This is a genomic window from Sporosarcina sp. P25 (genome assembly GCF_002743235.1).
In the GTDB taxonomy this organism is placed as follows: domain Bacteria; phylum Bacillota; class Bacilli; order Bacillales_A; family Planococcaceae; genus Sporosarcina; species Sporosarcina ureae_B.
Window position 1 is genome coordinate 20,114 of record NZ_PDYV01000025.1, and the last position, 16,079, is coordinate 36,192.

At 45.5% G+C, this 16,079-nt stretch carries 11 protein-coding genes and 1 pseudogene; 10 read left to right on the forward strand and 2 right to left on the reverse strand.

The window, feature by feature from the left end; genetic code table 11:
- Positions 1-3 precede the first annotated feature (3 nt).
- Positions 4-969: a 2-hydroxyacid dehydrogenase gene (locus tag CSV70_RS15090; protein ID WP_099628945.1), complete on the forward strand. Its 966-nt coding sequence runs from the start codon at positions 4-6 to the stop codon at positions 967-969.
- Between the two features lie 137 nt (positions 970-1,106).
- Here CSV70_RS15090 and CSV70_RS15095 read toward each other — a convergent pair whose 3' ends face one another.
- Positions 1,107-1,988, reverse strand: a complete 882-nt coding sequence (locus CSV70_RS15095) for a TetR/AcrR family transcriptional regulator (protein WP_099661069.1) — start codon at positions 1,986-1,988, stop codon at positions 1,107-1,109.
- Between the two features lie 173 nt (positions 1,989-2,161).
- On the opposite strand from CSV70_RS15095, the gene CSV70_RS15100 reads away from it, so the two are divergent.
- The 6 genes from CSV70_RS15100 to CSV70_RS15125 all read left to right on the forward strand — a co-directional run bounded on the left by CSV70_RS15100 (position 2,162) and on the right by CSV70_RS15125 (position 10,646).
- Entirely contained in the window at positions 2,162-3,652 is a 1,491-nt protein-coding gene (locus tag CSV70_RS15100) for a DHA2 family efflux MFS transporter permease subunit (RefSeq protein WP_099661068.1), read from the forward strand.
- A gap of 83 nt (positions 3,653-3,735) precedes the next feature.
- Positions 3,736-5,589 carry a tetratricopeptide repeat protein gene (locus CSV70_RS15105; RefSeq protein ID WP_085132621.1) on the forward strand — a complete coding sequence of 618 codons (1,854 nt, stop codon included), beginning with the start codon at positions 3,736-3,738 and terminating at the stop codon, positions 5,587-5,589.
- 503 nt (positions 5,590-6,092) lie between these two features.
- On the forward strand, positions 6,093-7,568 hold the full coding sequence (locus CSV70_RS15110; RefSeq protein ID WP_099661067.1) for an aldehyde dehydrogenase family protein: 1,476 nt from the start codon (positions 6,093-6,095) through the stop codon (positions 7,566-7,568).
- Between the two features lie 25 nt (positions 7,569-7,593).
- Positions 7,594-8,742 carry a saccharopine dehydrogenase family protein gene (locus tag CSV70_RS15115; RefSeq protein ID WP_085132623.1) on the forward strand — a complete coding sequence of 383 codons (1,149 nt, stop codon included), beginning with the start codon at positions 7,594-7,596 and terminating at the stop codon, positions 8,740-8,742.
- Between the two features lie 79 nt (positions 8,743-8,821).
- A complete protein-coding gene (locus tag CSV70_RS15120; protein ID WP_099628940.1) occupies positions 8,822-9,427 on the forward strand; it encodes a GNAT family N-acetyltransferase in 606 nt (201 codons plus the stop codon).
- Between the two features lie 25 nt (positions 9,428-9,452).
- The gene (locus tag CSV70_RS15125; protein WP_099626902.1) at positions 9,453-10,646 is read left to right on the forward strand and encodes an acyl-CoA dehydrogenase family protein; all 1,194 of its coding nucleotides are present in this window, start codon (positions 9,453-9,455) and stop codon (positions 10,644-10,646) included.
- Positions 10,647-10,770: 124 nt separating this feature from the next.
- On the opposite strand, the gene CSV70_RS15130 is transcribed toward CSV70_RS15125, so the two are convergent.
- The gene (locus tag CSV70_RS15130) at positions 10,771-11,652 is read right to left on the reverse strand and encodes an SDR family oxidoreductase (RefSeq protein WP_099626901.1); all 882 of its coding nucleotides are present in this window, start codon (positions 11,650-11,652) and stop codon (positions 10,771-10,773) included.
- Positions 11,653-11,806: 154 nt separating this feature from the next.
- On the opposite strand from CSV70_RS15130, the pseudogene CSV70_RS15135 reads away from it, so the two are divergent.
- The 3 genes and pseudogenes from CSV70_RS15135 to CSV70_RS15145 all read left to right on the forward strand — a co-directional run bounded on the left by CSV70_RS15135 (position 11,807) and on the right by CSV70_RS15145 (position 15,934).
- Positions 11,807-12,979: pseudogene (locus CSV70_RS15135) on the forward strand (aminotransferase class I/II-fold pyridoxal phosphate-dependent enzyme).
- A gap of 132 nt (positions 12,980-13,111) precedes the next feature.
- Positions 13,112-13,690: a hypothetical protein gene (locus tag CSV70_RS15140; protein WP_099661066.1), complete on the forward strand. Its 579-nt coding sequence runs from the start codon at positions 13,112-13,114 to the stop codon at positions 13,688-13,690.
- A gap of 114 nt (positions 13,691-13,804) precedes the next feature.
- Complete coding sequence (locus tag CSV70_RS15145; protein ID WP_158232413.1) at positions 13,805-15,934, forward strand: beta-propeller domain-containing protein; 2,130 nt, start codon at positions 13,805-13,807, stop codon at positions 15,932-15,934.
- The last annotated feature ends 145 nt before the right edge of the window (positions 15,935-16,079 follow it).

The window sequence follows — 16,079 nt, forward strand, 5'->3', positions numbered from 1 at the left end:
TCCATGAAACCAACAGTATATATTTGTCGAGGGATGCCGGAAGAAATGATCGCCCCAGTACGTGAATACTATGAAGTACGGATGTGGGAATCAACGAGTGAAGCGGTTCCCCGTGATGTGTTGTTAAAAGAAGTGGCTGACGCTAACGCGCTATGGACCGTCATTTCCGATCAAATCGATGAAGAAGTCCTCAACGCAGCCCCTTCATTACAACTAATCGTTAATATGGCAGTGGGCTATAATCACATCGATGTTAAAGCTGCGGCGGCACGGAATATTACCGTAACGAATACACCGGATGTGCTGACAGAAACGACCGCAGATTTGGCGTTTGCTTTATTGATGGCGACGGCCCGTGATTTGATCGGTGCAGAGAACATGTTGCGCGAAGGGCGCTGGACGTCATGGGAGCCACTTGGTTTCACGGGAATGGATGTAAATGGAGCTACACTGGGGATCGTCGGCATGGGCCGGATCGGTGAAGCGGTGATGAAACGTGCAAAAGGGTTCGATATGGACGTGCTATATCACAACCGTAACCGCAAGTCCGAAATGGAAGATATGTATGGCTGTCGTTATGCCGGATTGCCTGATTTACTAGCGTCGTCTGATTTCGTGCTAATTTTGGTGCCGTTCAGTGAAGAGACGAAAGGTATGATTGGCGAAAAACAGTTGTCCCAGATGAAAGAGACGGGTATTCTGATCAATGTCGCACGTGGCGGTATCGTGGATGAAGACGCACTGTTTGATGCGCTACGCACGAAAAAGATTCATGCGGCAGGGCTAGACGTGTTTGAGACTGAGCCTGTTCCGCTAGATCATCCGTTGCTGACATTGCCGAATGTGACAGTGCTTCCGCATATTGGCAGTGCTACAGTGAAGACGCGCAAGGCGATGATGAAGTTGAACGTGGACGCGTTACTTGCATTTGCGCAAGGGGAAGAGCCCAATCATCAAGTTCGTGGTTAGTTGGTATGCGCTAAGATCAACTAGTTTATTTTACTGTATAGTGTGACATGCAAAGATTTCCTCACACCCCTCCTCTACAATGAAAAAAGAGACTAGCCACGTCGTACTCGCTGACTTGGCTAGTCTCTTTTGTGTTGTCACTGGGATTTATTGATGAACAACCAAATCGCTGCGGACAGTTCGATTGCCTGCAACTGTAATTCGGAACCTTCAAACGCTTGACGGAACGAACGTACAACGGATTCCAGTAAATAGAATCGGGGGTGTTCAGCGGATAGCTCATCCAATAAAAACTGGCTGTATAATGTCTGTTGACTTTCTTCCTTCGGTAAGTTGTCAATGAACTTTTGCAAATTCTCGATCAGCACTTCGCGTGGCATCGGATAAAACTCTGCGGCTGTTAAAATATCTTCCAGCAAGTTTTGCGACAGGAAATGTGCGTCTCGTTTTACGATATCCGGTACGAGGACTTCCATTCGTTGCATGACGAACTCCACTAGTTTCATCGTATCAATTCGCTCGGTAGTTGAACTTTTCCAGATGTTGAGCGCATGTTGGATGAATCCGAAAAGCAGCGATGCACAATCATAGGCGTAGGGTTTTACTTCTTCGCCGTAGACGTCGACCAGTCGTTTCGCAATCCATGCGAGTTCTCGGAAGTGCATCTGCTTGACGAATTGACGTAGCTCGTCATCAGGCGAATGAACGATCGTTTCAAACAGTGGAAGTAAGTTTTGTTCCCGGTTCATCGTCAAACGAATTTCAATTTGTTCAGAGAGCAAGACAGGGTCTGCTAGATCTTTGCCAATCGCTAGCTCATTTCTTCGTAAGTAACTTATACAATAAGCGTCTCGCAAAATCGACATGAGACATTCATTTTTAGAAGAGAAGTAATTATAGAACGTTCCTTTTGAAATTTGCGCTGCATCCAAAATATCCTGAATAGATGTCGCGTGAAAGCCTTTGTCGATGAATAATTGTTTTGCTATAAGCAATACGTGCTTTTTGCGGTCATTCATAGATAATCACCTGTGCGTTTTATTTTTTATACCCTGTGTATACTTTATATACTATTCTTAAAACATTGTTACATCAAGCTTTTGAGATTTTTGAAATCTATTAGTTGTAATAAATATACTGACGGTATAAAATATAAATCTGACATAACTTTCACATGCTATAGGAGGATAAAATGGTAGAATCAATAGAAATTAAAAAAATGCATGAGAAACCGCCCTATGGCATCATAGCCATATTATTCATAGGGGCGTTTGTTGCGATCTTGAACAATACTTTACTGAATATTGCATTGCCGGTCATTATGGAAGAGTTTTCTATTACTCCATCGGCTGTTCAGTGGCTGACGACAGGTTATATGCTGGTCAACGGGATTATGATTCCGGCAAGTGCGTTTTTCATTCAGAAGTTTACAAATAGAAGAATCTTCATTATCGCGATGGTGCTCTTCTCTCTAGGGACGTTTATCGCAATCATCGCACCGACATTCTCTTTACTAGTAGTTGCACGTATGATCCAAGCTACCGGTTCCGCACTGATGATGCCACTGTTGATGAATGTAATGTTGACGGCTTTCCCAATTGAAAAACGGGGAGCGGCATTAGGAATGTTCGGTCTTGTGATGTTCACGGCACCTGCAATTGGGCCGACATTGTCTGGCTGGATAGTCGAGCATTATTCGTGGCGGACATTGTTTGAGATTGTGCTGCCGATTTCATTGCTAACATTGGCCCTCGCCATCTTCAAACTCAAGAATATTACACCGAATCGTGATGTGCGCATCAATTTCTCCTCGTTAGTATTGTCGACTATCGGTTTTGGTGGTTTGCTGTACGGTTTCAGTTCTGCGGGTGAAAAGGGTTGGAGTTCTCCAATCGTCTATGGCACAATCGCGATTGGTACGATTTCGCTCGTGCTATTCATTCTAAAACAATTACGCATGCAAGAGCCGATGCTCGATTTTCGAATTTACAAATACCCGATGTTTGCCCTTGCTTCCGTCGTGTCGATGGTATTGTCTGTTGCGATGTTTTCCGGAATGATTTTGACACCGTTATATGTGCAAAACGTTCGCGGGATTTCACCGTTAGATGCTGGATTGCTGATGTTGCCGGGTGCGGTATTGATGGGGATCATGTCGCCCATCACAGGTCGTTTATTCGATAAATACGGGCCGCGTGTCCTAGTTTACACAGGACTTAGTATATCGGTATTCTCTACGTATTTATTGAGCCAATTGCAGATGGATACAGGTTATTATTATTTGATGGGTGTCTATACGCTTCGGATGTTTGGTTTATCGATGGTCATGATGCCGGTTATGACAAACGGAATGAACTCGTTGCCGATGATCTCCAATCCACATGGTACGGCAATGAATAATACATTGCAGCAAGTATCGGGCGCGATTGGTTCGGCGTTGTTATTAACGCTTATGACAAAACGATTGGATGTATCAGCGGCTGTCCAAGCGAAGGATTTGGCCGCCTCTGGAGTCGATGTATCCACTATGAAAGCGGAGATTGAACGTATGGCGATGCTAGATGGCGTCAATCACGCATTCTTCATTTCTACTATGATTACACTCGTCGCATTGATTTTATCGTTATTCATTAAACGGGTCATGCCACCGACAACTGGTGAAGTGAAAAAACAGTCTGAATAGTAAAACAAGGGGTTTCGTATGCTGCTATGCATGCGGAGCTTCTTTTTAGTATGGTATAGTAAAAAGAAAAGGTTGTGTTCGATGTGATAGGGAATAAAGAAAAATGCCCATGCGGAAGCGGGGAAATCGTGGAGAACTGCTGTGGCAAAACAGAAATGCCGGGCACAAATGCAGTCCAAGAAGAATTGAAGAAAGTATTAAACAGCTATTATGAAACGTCCTTGTCTCCTGCTGAGATTCAATCATTAGAAGGATTATTGAAAGAGTGGGCTGGACGTCTCGGTGAGTGGATGGAAGAAGAGGAACTCGTGACGAATGTCAGCGATTACTATTTCTTCGTCGTGCGGAAAGATCTTTGGAGACGCCATCTTGTAAAAGCGCTAAACCGTACACAAAATAGAGCGGTACGGGCCATTTTAAAGAGCTGGCAAAATGTTTTCATTACATTCGCAGAAGTGACGAAGGCGGATAAAGACGTCTACCATATGAAAGAGATTCTTGGTGAAGGCGAGTATTTATTGGCAAGAGAAGCGGGTGAGCCAGAAGATGTCCGCGCTGTCGTTGCAATTGTCTTGGAAGAGATGCGCAATGAAGAGCGCTGGGTCATGCCGATTTCTGCCATTGCAGTGAATGATCATATGAGTGATGAACTATTGACGCGTGTGCAAGAACTAGCTGAAACGAGCGAGGAAAAGAATAGTTTCAATTTCTTCAAGAAGCACCTTGTCGATATTTATGAAGTGGTTTGCAAGCTAGACGTTCAGACGTTATCTGACGTAGTGGAGCAGAATTTCACACCATTGCAACGTGAAGTAGTGGAAATATTAGATGCTGCACTCGAGAAGGAAGAGCTACATCCGGGCGCGTATGAAATGTTACTATCCTTGCTGGCGTATTACTTTACCGACCAGAATCCGAAGTTCCGTAAGCCGGAAGTACTCGCTGCGGCGGCGTTCCAATTGGCAGTCGATACGAGTATGATGACGAATACGTATACACAAGCAGAAGTAGGTAAACTGTTCGGGGTTTCGGTCTCTTCGTTCCGAAAGCATACTGATATTCTACTAGAGAAGATTGAAGACCTTGAAAAGATGATGGCAGAAAGGCAGACCGATGCTGTGTATCATATCGGTACCAACCCTCTTCCATCTGAGCAAATGAATTGGCAAGTGCATATGTTAACGCAAAAGCATAATTTCGATTCGTTTGAAGAAGCACAAGCGTACATTCAAGAAGCGATCCAGCAGCCGTTCGAGCCGGAAAATCAACAACAAGAAGCACAGATGCTTTGCTATATGGCGTACAATGCCGAAACGATCGAGCAGCGACATGACTTCGCAGTAGGTGCATATGGCGCTGATCCGACGAATGTCGATGCGTTGTTACTTCAGACGGAGTTGACAGATTCGAAGGACGAGCAGGAGAAGTTCTTCAAACAAGCGATATTCTCCGGTGAAAAACAATTTGACAATCGTGCGGAAGATGCGTGGAAGTTCGCACCGAATCGTCCATATTTACGCAGCTTGATGCAGTACGGTGTGTGGTTCTATGAGCAAGACCGTTTTGTTGAAGCGAGCGACATGTTATTGCGTCTTCTATCGCTTGACCTCTTTGACCATCAAGGTGCACGATACTTGGCGATTTCTTCGTTGATCCATCAAGGAGAAATTGATCAAGCGGCACAGGTGCTGGAGGCGAGTGCAGAAGTTTCTAAAGATGATGCAGCGTATTGGTATTTGTCATGGTTGGTCGAGATGGAACGCGCGCAAGGTACGTCTTCAGAGCGCGCTTTAGAGTTATTCGCTAAGGCGGAGCAGTTAAATCCACATGTCAGTAAGTTGATGGAGATGGCTGTGGAGAAAATGAGTTATCCGAAGAGTGTTGCTCTTACGCCGGGTAGTCATGAAGAAGCGCACTATATTTGGTATTTATTGTAATGCATGCGAACCGTCATGGCGAGTTGGAATTTCCGACTTGCTGTGGCGGTTTTTTGTATGGGCAGGGATGAGCCGGAAAGCACCGTTGATCTGCGTTTTAGGCGGATACTTCCCACACCAACTCTCTACAGTACGGATTTCGTTCATTCTGGAGTATCAAAGCGCATGCACATCCATCAAGATTCGCTGTCTTCCGCTTACAATCAATGAATGTCGTTTTCTTTAGGGGGAAATGCTCATACTTTCTTCTAAGCGCTCATACTTCCACGACATCCGCTCATAAATCGCTCTAGGCGCTCTATCAATCCCCTAGAGCGCTCTATCCATCCATTTAACCGCTCTATGAAATGACACAAGCGCTCTATACCCGTTATCTATTGTTGACCATCAAGTGAATTTATCCGGAATATGTCTAGCTTTAAAGGAATAGGATGATATATTGTCGAACAATTCTAATAGAGACAACTGACGAAAATTATATCGAGCAGGGAGGAGTAGTTTTGATGAAGCTAACTAATTATATCGACGGCATGTGGCAGGAGGAAGCTGCTAGTTATACAGCTGTACTCAACCCGGCGAACGGGGATGAATTAGCACAAGTACCTTTGTCAACTGATGAAGAGGTTCGGCAGGCGGTTGCTGCGGCGAAGGAAGCACAGAAGAAATGGGCTTTGGTGCCGGCACCGAAACGTGCGGATTATCTCTATGAAATTGGCCGTATTATGAAAGGCAAAAAAGAACATCTAGCGCAAGTACTGACGAAGGAAATGGGTAAAGTCATAGAAGAGGCACGTGGTGAAGTGCAAGAAGGGATTGACATGGCGTTCTACATGGCTGGAGAAGGTCGACGGTTGTTCGGTGAAACGGTTCCGTCTGAGTTGCAGGATAAGTTTGCGATGAGTGTTCGAGCACCGATTGGCGTTGTGGGTCTGATCACTCCATGGAACTTTCCGATTGCCATTGCTACGTGGAAATCGTTCCCGGCAATTGTGGCGGGAAATACATTCATTTGGAAACCGGCGACGGAAACGCCGTTGATGGCATATGAAATGGCGTTGATCTTTGAAGAAGCCGGCTTGCCGCGTGGTGTGGCGAATATCGTCTTTGGTTCAGGTGCAGATGTAGGCACTGCGCTGATCGAACATCCGGACGTACGGGTTATTTCATTTACCGGCTCGACGGAAACAGGCCGTCACGTTGCGGAATTAGGCGGTCGCCATTTGAAGAAAGTATCTCTAGAAATGGGCGGCAAAAATGCGGTCATCGTGCTGGAAGATGCAGATATTGAACTAGCGGTAGAAGGAATTTTGTGGAGCGCATTTGGAACGGCAGGACAGCGCTGTACAGCTTGTAGTCGAGTCATCGTTCATGAAGATGTGAAAGAAGAATTGCAGAAACGTCTGATGGAGAGCATGAAAGACTTAACGATGGGCGGCGGTCTGGATGAAACGGTGAAAGTCGGTCCAGTGATCAATGAAAAGGCACTGGAGAAAATCCAGCGCTATATCGAAATCGGTAAAAGTGAAGGTGCAAATCTAGTGGCAGGTGGAAATGTGCTGAATGAAGGGAAATTCGCGAATGGATATTATGTTGAGCCCACATTGTTTGCGGATGTCGCATGGGATAGCCGACTCGCGCAAGAAGAAATTTTTGGCCCAGTCGTTTCATTGATCACGGTCAGTAGTCTGGATGAAGCGATTGAAGTGAATAACAGCGTCGCGTATGGCTTGTCCAGTTCGATTTTCTCGCAAGATGTCAATAAAGTTTTCCGCGCACAACGCGACCTAGATACAGGTATCGTCTATATTAACGCAGGCACGACAGGTGCGGAAATTCATTTGCCGTTTGGTGGAACGAAAGGGACAGGGAACGGTCATCGTGACTCCGGGGTCGCGGCACTCGATGTCTTTACGGAATGGAAGAGCATTTACATCGATTACAGCGGCAAGTTGCAACGCGCGCAAATCGATACGGAATGAACTCACAGGAAGAAGGGATGAGCAGATGAAAATTGTTGTATTAGGTGCGGGATTAATGGGAAAAGAAGTCGTGCGTGATTTAGTAAAGCAAGACGAAGTGAAGAAAGTGTATCTCGCGGACCGTGCGATTCGGCAAGCGGAAGATTTCGCCGAAGAATTAATGAATGAAAAGCTCGACATTTTATTGCTCGATGCTACGAATGAAGAGCAACTTAGCGACGTAATGGGATTGGGCGATATCGTTGTCAACGCACTGTTTTATACATTCAATGAAGCCGTCGCCCGTTGTGCAGTAGAACGAGGCGTACACGTTGTGGATCTAGGTGGACATATCGGCGGTGCAACGGAAAAAGTGCTTGCGCTACATGAACAAGCTATCGCAAAAGGTGTAACGCTAATTCCGGACCTCGGGGTGGCACCGGGTATGATTAATATTCTGGCAGGTTACGGCGCATCCTTGCTGGATGAAACCCAGTCGATCAAACTTTACGTAGGTGGAGTTCCGGTCAAACCTGAGCCGCCACTGAATTATCATGTCGTCTTTTCATTGGAAGGGTTATTTGATCATTACACTGACACATCACGCGTTATGCGAAATGGCAAAGTGAAGGAATTGCCTTCATTGTCGGAAATTGAAATGTTAGAATTCAACGGCTATGGCGAAATGGAGGCTTTCCATACATCAGGTGGTACGTCGACGTTGCTTGAGTCATTCCCCACTATCGAAACGCTAGAATACAAGACGATCCGTTACCCGGGTCATGCCGACAAAGTTCAAGTATTAGTGGATCTTGGCTTACTGTCTAGGGAATCCACGATTCGTGTAGATGGTAGACCATTACGTGTGCGCGACGTCATGCTCGCTCATTTGACACCACAATTACGCCTTGGAGATAAATCGGATGCTGTATTACTCCGCGTCATAGTTAGCGGGACGAAAGACAAGCAGCCGCATACGGTGACATTCAATATGATTACCGAAAAAGATCAGAACACTAACGAAACGGCTATGGCACTTGCGACGGCCAACACCATTTCCGTTGTAGCGCAAATGATTGGCAATGGTGTCATTACGAAAAGAGGCGCTTATCCACCAGAAAAAATCGTGCCTGGCGAACTGTATATACAAGAAATGAAGAAACGCGGAGTTGTTATTGACGTACAACAGGCCTGATACAGTATATACTGGTAGGAAAGCGTGGATTTAGATCTCAATAGACCATCTCCTCGTATTTCTAAGGAGTGAAGTGAACATGCAACAAACATTGAATTCATCGCAGATGGGATTACAGCATCTCGCAACGAATCGACGGACAGTAAATAGGTTATTCAAATTCGTGCTAGTCGATTTCGGATTTCTCGACCATATTCCGTTTCCAATTATGCGTAAAGCACTCAAGAAAAACATCTTGCGTGCAGTCTACTTGACGGACGGCATCAACGTGTACGGCTATGCCATCTATCAGGAAATCCCCAAATACGGAGGCATTCACGTACTCTATTTGGCAATAGCGCCCGAATTTCGTTCGTATGGGTTAGGTAGCGTGATGCTTCGCCGTCTGGACGCGTTATCGCCAGCAGGAATACTACTGGAAGTGGAAGATCCGGACTTTTCCCGAAATGAAGAAGAATTATCTATTCGGACACGACGTATTGCATTTTATGAACGCAATGGACTGACACTTGATCAAACGGTGAAACTGACAAATTTCAAGCATCCATTATTATTGATGACCACTTCAGAATTGCCCGCTTTGAACGAGCGCCAGTTTAGAAAGTTTTATCGACAGTTGTATAACCGCGTATATGGCCTACCAGTCGGGCAGATTGCAGTGAACGCACGCATCAAAAAAGCCTAGTTTCATTGTAAAGGAGGACACGAAGATGGACTTTACATTTACAGATGAACAGAACATGTTGCGACAGACAGCAAGACAGTTTGTGGATGCGGAAATTATGCCGCATATTGCGAAATGGGATACACAAGGTAGTTTTGACAAAGGAATTTGGAAACGGCTCGCGGATCTTGGATTCATGGGCGTCTGCGTACCCGAAAAATATGGCGGCAGTGGGATGGATTATAATGCTTTGGCCATTTTATGCGAAGAACTCGAACGTGGCGACACGGCTTTTCGCACTGCAGTTTCCGTACACATCGGTTTGAATTGCATGACGCTGATGCAGTGGGGAACGGAAGAGCAGAAACAAAAGTATTTAGTGCCACAAGCAAAAGGTGAGAAAATCGGTGCGTTCGGATTGACGGAACCTAGCGCTGGCTCGGATGTTTCTGCACTGCAAACGACGGCGGTTCGTGACGGAGATACCTATGTATTGAACGGTCAGAAAACGTGGATTTCACTTTGTGATGCGGCAGACAATTTCCTCGTTTTCGCCTACACCGATAAATCGAAAAAACATCACGGTATCAGCGCATTTATTGTTGAGCGGACCATGCCTGGATTTTCATCGAAGGCAATTAAAGGGAAGTACGGCATTCGTGCAGGTAACACGGGTGAGCTGTTTTTTGAAGACGTGCGCATACCCGCTGCCAACTTACTTGGTGAAGAAGGCGAAGGATTCAAAATTGCGATGGCGGCGCTTGATAACGGTCGTTTCACCGTGGCGGCTGGTGCAGTGGGCTTATTGTACGCCTGCCTTGAATCGAGCGTAGAGTACGCAACAACGCGTGAAACATTTGGAAAGAAAATAGGAGAACACCAGCTTGTGCAACAGATGCTTGCGAAGATGGAAGCCGGTTATCAGATGAGTCGTCTTCTTGTATATCGTGCGGGTGAGTTGAAGAATAGCGGTGTTCGGAATACGCGTGAGACGTCGCTCGCGAAGTGGCAAGCTTGTGATTTTGCTAACCAAGCAGCAGACGACGCAGTGCAGATCCATGGAGCGTACGGCTATTCGGATGAGTATCCAGTTGCACGGTATTTACGCAACTCCAAGGCGCCCGTCATTTACGAAGGCACACGTGAAATCCATACAATCATGCAAGCGGAGTATGTGCTTGGGGAGCGTAGTGATAAGAAGTTGAATCGTATGTTGCCTAAATGGCCGTTTGAGGAATGAAAATGATGCGGTGAGCCAGTATGTGTGGCTTACCGCATCATTTTTTTGTGGAATTTATAGTTGTAATGCAATAGCGCGATGAATATATACTAGTATGCGATGACGCTTCGACGTTCATCCCAAATTAAGAACCGACGAAATCTCCGCCATCCACATGTATCGTCTGCCCTGTCATATAACTTGAGTCCTGTGAAGCCAAGAAGACATAAGCGGGTGCGTTCTCAGCAGGCTGTCCACGGCGTTTCATCGGGGTATCTGCTCCATGTTCAGCCACTGTTTTCGCATCGAATGTAGCAGGGATCAATGGTGTCCAGATCGGTCCGGGTGCTACTGCATTCACTCGAATCCCTTTCTCCGATAGATTTAACGCCAATGAACGTGTAAAGCTTGTGATGGCTCCTTTTGTCGCGGAGTAATCAAGCAGTCCAGGCGATCCGTTATAGGCTGTAATCGAAGAAGTGTTGACTATGCAGTCGCCTTTTTTCATATGAGTAATGGCTGCTTTTGACATATAGAACAAGCCGAAAAAGTTCGTTTCAAACGTTTCCTTCAACTGCTCTTCCGTAATGTCTTCGATGGACTGTTGAGGGAATTGTTTTCCGGCATTATTGACCAGTATATTAAGATCACCAAAGTCGTCAATAACTTGGTTGATCAGCTGTTTACAGTTTTCATCGCTACTAATATCGGTTTGATATTTCTTCGCTTTGCCACCATATTTCTCAATTAATTCAATTGTTTTATCCGCATCTTCGTCTTCCTGATCTGCCAAATAGGCGATGGCTACGTTCGCTCCTTCTTTCGCATAGGCAACGGCGACGGCACGACCAATTCCGCTGTCGCCACCTGTGATCAATGCCGTTTTGCCTTTAAGTTTCTCTGCACCCTTGAAGTTAGGATCATCATAAATTGGAGCGGGATGCATCTCTTCCTCGACGCCAGGCTGCGTAGATTGTGTTTGTCCTGTTATATTGTCGTCGATTTTCTCGTATCGATCTTGACTCATGTGACATCCTCCTCGGTATATAGTTATCAAAAGTATTCCCTGATTGCCGGCGAACAAACATCCAGATATTCGATAGAAAATTAATCCAAGCTGTCTTTTTGCGTGTTATAATAAAGTCATTACGTACTATATAACAGCTAAGGAGCGTGTCTTCATGAACTTTCAACCTTCCAAAAAAATGTCCATCTTCTCACCGGCGATCTTTGGTGATTTAAAAGCAGCTGCTGAGTTAAAAAAAGCGACAGGCGCGCAAGTCGTCGATTTAAGTCTTGGTAGCCCCGACCTTCCGCCTGACTAGCGTGTGCGTCAAGCGTTGTCTGAGCAAAGCGCATTAGCATCATCTTACGGCTACACTCTCGGAGGGACGAAGCGGTTCCATGAAGCCGTCGCGAATTATTACAAGCGGCGGACAGGTGTCATCATTAACCCTCATACAGAAATATTGCAGACGATGGGTTCGCAGGAAGGTCTCGTTCATTTACCTTTCGCGTTCTGTGACGAAGGAGATTATGTCCTCACGACGAATCCTGCCTACGTTGCCTATGACGCAGGAATTAAACTAGCGGGTGCCGTACCGTACTACATGCCATTGCTTGCGGAGAACGGCTTCTTGCCTAATCTCAAAGAAGTTCCAGAAGACGTGCTGAAAAAGACTAAACTACTTATCTTGAACTTACCAGGAAATCCGGTACCGGCCATGCCGAACGAAGCCTTTTTTGAAGAAGTCGTAGCGTTTGCGAAGAAATACGAAATCATCGTACTTCATGACGCAGCATACTCGGAATATTATTTCACGGGCGACCGTCCGGCAAGTTTCCTCACGACACCTGGCGCAATGGAAGTCGGTATGGAAATCAACTCGCTATCCAAAAGCTTCAGCTTGGCAGGTGCACGAATCGCTTACTTCGTTGGGAATGCAGACATGATCAAAGTGTTGCGCGAACTAAAATCCAATCTCGACTATGGAACATTCGGACCGATCCAAGAAGCAGCCATTGTCGCACTTGATAATGGAGAAGAAATCACAGATCGCCTACGCGCAGAGTTCTCTAAACGTCATCACGCGTTAATGGACGGACTCGCATCCTTGGGCTGGGAAACAACGCCGTCTGAAGGCGGTATGTTCGTCTGGGCAAAATATCCGTATGACCTGGACGATATAGAATTTGTTTTCGAAGTCATCAAACAAGCTGGCGTCGTCATGGTACCGGGCAGCATCTTTGGCACTGCCGGGGTAGGTTACGTCCGCCTTGCACTCGTGCAAAAGGTGGAATTGATTGAACAAGCGATTGAACAACTTAGAGAATTATCGATTGTGAGTGTATAAATACTAGCGAGGAAGGGCGAGGTTTTCCGCTCTTCCTTTTTAGAATGAAAAAATGAGTCGGAACTAATTTGGTAATAGACGTTTACTATCGTAAACTACCTATAGAAATGAAGTGGAGAGAGGAGGGATATGATGGACGAACAAGAAAAAGGCCGGATCCACAGAAAGAAAAACAACATTCAACCCCGTAGGAAAAAGCAGAGCATCGTGATCTGGAGCGTTGTCGCCATGGCCACTGTGATGTTTTTGCTACTCGTGCTACCGTTATTGCAAGAGTCGAATACTGAAAATGAAGAGATTGTACCGGCTGTAGGTCTTTATGAAGATATAGAAAAAGTGCAACTCAAAGTGTTACAAGAGAAAGCGTTAGAAGATGGAAAAATTGAATACTTAATTGAAGTAAATAATGACACCAACAGGGTGATCCACCAGCCTACATTAACCTTCAGCTTCGAGGTGAAACTAGAGAAAGGTAGGGGAGAGAACCCCTTCAAGTACTCGACTGATCTTGGACTGGAAATCGAACCGGGACAAAAAATGAAAATACCGCTCAAAGTCGATGTCAGTCTACTCAACCAGGAGAAGATCGATCCTGATCACATTATGCTTGAGTTAAAAGGATATCTGGACGAACTGGAGCTTGAAAATCTATTTCATATAGGACGATCCATTAGTAACGTAGAAGGCGACAGACAATGGAAGAAGCTATGACCAAGCTAAAATGACTCTATAAGAGGAGTTTTTTAGCTTTTTTCAATAGAATGTAACGGAATCAAAAATTTTCAGTCTACTCTAATGCAAAGGAATTAAGAGGAGATGAAAACTATGAATACAAGCAGGTGGCTCATTGTATTGGGGGCAGCAGGAACGATCGGAATCCTTGTACTGATCAGTTTCCTACTTTGGCCGAAAGTGGGTATTACATCCACGAAGTCTGTGCTTGCAGGTCAATCGCTGAATGTCTATTTCACGGAACCAGTGAAAAAGAACTTGGATGCTTCGGAGTTTCATATTACGAAAAGCAATAAGAGAACTCCGGCCAAGCTTTCGTATGGAAATGGAAAGACGTCGTTACAAGTAGGGGAGCTACAACCAGGAGACTATACATTGCATATCCCAACGAATAGTTTTGGAGTATGGAAACGCGCAGCGGACAAAGCACTTTCATTCACCGTCCTCGAATCTGTACAGCCCGTCACGTCCATTAAGGAAATAAAGAACTTCTTTGAACGAGTGGAACCTCAAGGACGCAGTGAAATCATGGAAGAGTCTTCTTCGGAGGATAAAGCTTCTGGTGGCGGCGCTGATCATTCACAAACCAATCAGCAAGTGGCGGGAGTAGACGAAGCAGATACTGTCAAAACGGATGGTGATTTCCTCTATGATATCCTAAGTGGCGAAGGACTTATGATCACCGATATCCGTAATCCTAACGAGATGGTCCGTGCCAGCGAGGTAGCTTTTTCGGATGAGTTTTATTCAAATCAACTGTATATAGATCAAGATAAAGTCGTATTAATTGGTGGCCGAAATCTAGATGCGCCGACATCCAATATGGATTCGAAAATCACGGAAGACCGGATGATGCCGACACAACAACTGTCCGTCATTCGTGTCTATGACGTCACAGACCGTACGAATCCGAAACTTATTCGTGAAACAGGTGCAGAAGGATACGTCATCGGAACACGTAAAATCGGCCAATTCGTCTATATGATCACGAATAATCAACCATTCCTTTGGTACGATCACCCAAAGCCGTTAGAAGATCAGCTAATACCAAAAGTCTATGATTCCACAGCCAATCAAAAAGTACAGTCGCTCGCACTTGATAAAATCTCGATTTTGCCAGGCGCGATGGAACCCTCCTACTCGGTCATCACGACACTCGATATTGAGTCGGGAGAAAAAGGCGGAGTGGATACGAAAGCTTATCTTGGCAGTGGTGAACAACTGTACATGTCCGCAGATCATCTGTATCTGACGTCTACTAACTACCAAAACAATCAGCAAAGCACTAGTGAAGTATTCAAATTCAGCCTCGACAAAACGAACGTCTATTTCCTGCAAACCGCTCAACTAAAAGGGACGATCTTAAATCAGTTTTCGATGGATGAACACAACGGCTATTTCCGTGCAGTCACCACAGAAGGCAATCTTTGGGATGAACGCAATAAAGCGAAGAATCATTTATTCATCCTCGACGAAAATATGAAACAAGTCGGTTCGGTCGAAAATCTAGCGGTCAATGAACGCATTTATTCCGCACGATTCCTCGGAGATAAAGCATATATGGTAACGTTCCGTGAAACGGACCCGCTATTCGTCATGGATGTTGCGGACCCGCATCACCCGAAAGTGCTTGGCGAACTGAAGATCCCGGGCTTTAGCAATTACTTGCATCCGCTTGACGAAGGCCATTTAATCGGCTTTGGCTATGAAACAATCGCGAAGAAAAATCCACAAGGCGGCGCGCCGCTCATCCAAACAGGCGGCATGAAAATCTCTTTATTCGACGTAACAGATTTTGCGAATCCAAAAGAAACCGCATCTGAAGTTATCGGTGGGCAAGGCACCTATTCATCTGTCCAGCACGATCATCACGCGTTGTTCATTCATCCAACCCGCAACTTGTTCGGCTTTCCGATTTCGGTGTATGAGCAATCCAAGCGTGAAAACATCCTAGATCTACAAAGCTCCGGCGCAATGATATATAAAATCACTACTGAACGCGGTATTGTTAAGACAGCTGATCTAACCGAGCGCATGACAAATGACTACATGGACTGGGAGAAAGAAATTCAACGTCTGTTGTATAGCGGCAATTTCCTCTACACGATTTCGGCAAATGAAGTAAATAGCTACACATTAGACCATTTCACACCTCTGGATACGTTAGAAAGGGCTAGCTACACAACCAATAGTGTGCCACCTCTCGAATCGATAGAAAAATAAGGCTGGCGCGCTCTATGTTGTTTGGTTTCCGCTCAAAGAAGTTGGTCGAGCGCTCTATGTTGTTTGGTTTTCGCTCAAAGAAGTCGGTCGAGCGCTCTATGTTGTTCGGTTTTCGCTCAATGAAGTTGGTCGAGCGCTCTATGTT